General features: G+C 64.7%; 2 protein-coding genes. One reads left to right on the top strand and one right to left on the bottom strand.

The annotated features are described in order from the left end of the window. A partial coding sequence (locus Q4E95_RS12800; protein ID WP_303383667.1) for a LysR family transcriptional regulator occupies window positions 1–776 on the bottom strand: 776 nt, incomplete at its 3' end. Window positions 777–900: 124 nt separating this feature from the next. Between Q4E95_RS12800 and Q4E95_RS12805 the strand changes: the two genes are divergently transcribed. Next, window positions 901–2,462, top strand: a 1,562-nt coding sequence (locus Q4E95_RS12805) for a DASS family sodium-coupled anion symporter (RefSeq protein WP_303383668.1), incomplete at its 3' end; no start/stop codon positions are given.

A 2,462-nucleotide genomic window follows, 5' to 3' on the forward strand; every position in this document is an offset into this window, starting at 1 on the left:
ACCACGCGCAGACCGGCCTGGTGCGCGAGTGGCGTCCACGAGGACGGCATGACCGCGTGCCCCACCCCGGCCAGGACCAGGGGCAGCACGGAGGTGCGGTGGGCGACCTCCGCGACGATCTGCAGGGGCACGCCGTGGGCCAGGGTGTCGTCGACCATCAGGCGCATGAGCGACCCCTGCTGCGAGGCCACAATCCGATGCCCGGCCAGGTCATCGCGGTCAATGGTGTCCGCGCCGTCGAAAGCGTCCGTCCCCGGGGCCACGATGAGCACCAGGGGCTGCTGTTCGAGGTGTAGGACCTTCACGTCCCCGGAGCGGAAGGGGACTTTGGTGCCCAGGATGCCGATTTCCGCGCCGCCGGTGCGCACGGAATCGAGAACCTCCTCGGCGGTGAAGGCTGCGTCCACGTTCAGCGTCACGGCCGGGTGGGCGCGCGAGTACGCGGCAATCATCGCGGTCAGCGGCTCGATCCCGGGAGATGGCATTGCGATCATGTCCAGCCGTCCGCTGCGCACCCCGCGCACATTGTCGACGGCGCTGCGGGCCGCCTCCAGATCCCGCACCACGAGTCGGGCGGGGCCGAGCAGTTCGTGTCCGGCTTTGCTGAGCACCACTCGCCGCCCGATGCGATGGAACAGTGAGACGCCGAGCTCCCGCTCCAGGCCTTTAATTGTTTGCGACAGTGAGGGTTGGGCGATGATCAGATGCTCCGCGGCGCGAGTGAATCCGCCGTGATCGACCACCGCCAGGAAGTACGTCAGTTGCCTGACATCCACGCGTCATACCCCTGATCCATTGGTTTTGCCTATGCGTTCAGTAGATAACAAGCCTTGGACGTGATGCAAGTCACAGGCGCATGGTGTGTGTATCCCGCGATGACCGCGACGAAAGGCTTTCGCCATGACCACGCAGGAATCCGAGTCCGCCGACACCGCCCGCTCATCACAGCGCACCGACGTGCGCGCCGCCCTGCTGGGTGGCAAGACCTTCCGCAGTCTCAGCGAACAGACGTTGTCCCCGCGAGAAGAAAAGTTCGAACGCGCGCGCCAGACCACGGGGCTGTTCCTGGCTCCGGCCGTCGCCATCATTTTCGCGCTGCTGCCGCTGAACCTGGAACGGAATCAGCACACCCTGGCCGCCGTGCTGCTGGGCGTGATCATCCTCTGGATCTGTGAGCCCGTACCCATTCCGGTGGGTGGTCTCATAGGGGTGGCTGCGGTGGTGATACTTGGCGTGGCCCCGGCCGGGGACGTCCTGGCGCCGTTCGGCTCGACCACGATCTTCACGTTCATCGGAGCGTTCATCCTGGCCGCCGCAATGCTCAAACACGGCATTGCCCAACGGCTCGCGCTTGCGGTGCTGTCGTTACCGGGCGTCGGTAGATCCACGTACCGGATCATCATTGCGTTCGGCGTGATCACGTGCATTCTCTCCGCGTTCGTCTCCAACACCGCCACCGTGGCCATGCTCATGCCCACCGCGCTGGGCATCCTGGCGGTCATTGCAGAGATGATGCAGGACCGCGGCGTGGTCAAGGCCAACTTCGACCCGCTGCGACTGCGCGTGGGCGCGGCCTTGTTGCTCATGCTTGCCTATGGCGCCAGCGTGGGTGGCCTGCTGACCCCGGTCGGCTCCCCGCCCAACCTGATCGGCCGCGGCCTCATCGAAGAAGCCACCGGAACCCGCATTTCGTTCGCCCAGTGGATGGCCATTGCGTTCCCGGTCTGTCTGGCCATGTTCATTGTTCTGACGATCATCATGGTCCTGCTCAACAGGCCTGAGATTCGCCAGATCGAGGGCGTGGAGGAATACGTCCGTCAGCATCGGGAAGAACAGGGGCCCATGTCTCGGGCCGAGAAGAACACGCTGGTCGCGTTCGGTTTCACGGTGACTCTCTGGTTGCTCCCGGCGGTCGTCAGCCTGGTGGGTGGCACCGAGTCCGACGCCTACATCTTTGTGGATGACCGGCTCGACGAGGGCATCGTGGCCGTCTTGGGCGCATCCCTGCTGTTCATCCTGCCCACCAATTGGAAGAAGCGCGAAGCAACCCTCACCTGGTCCGACGCCGCCAAGATCGACTGGGGAACCATTCTCCTGTTCGGCACCGGCATCATCTTCGGCTCGTTGCTCGCCGAGACAGGCCTGGCGGAAACCATTGGCACCGGCGCATCCGAAAATCTGAACATCACCAATGTCGTGACGATCACCGTGTTCTCCGCGGTGCTGGCCGTGTTGATCTCGGAGACCACGTCCAACACGGCGTCCGCGGCGGTGATCGTGCCGATCGTGATCCCGCTGTGTCAGGCCATGGGTGTTGACCCGTTCGTTCCGGCCATGGCTGCGACCTTCGCCGCATCCTTCGGGTTCATGCTCCCGGTCTCCACCCCGCAGAACGCGATCGTCTACGGCACCGGCGCCGTACCCATCACCCGCATGATCCGCACCGGCATCTTCTTCGACAT

Origin of the sequence: Kocuria sp. (assembly GCF_030536815.1) — a bacterium.
Lineage (GTDB): Bacteria > Actinomycetota > Actinomycetes > Actinomycetales > Micrococcaceae > Kocuria > Kocuria gwangalliensis.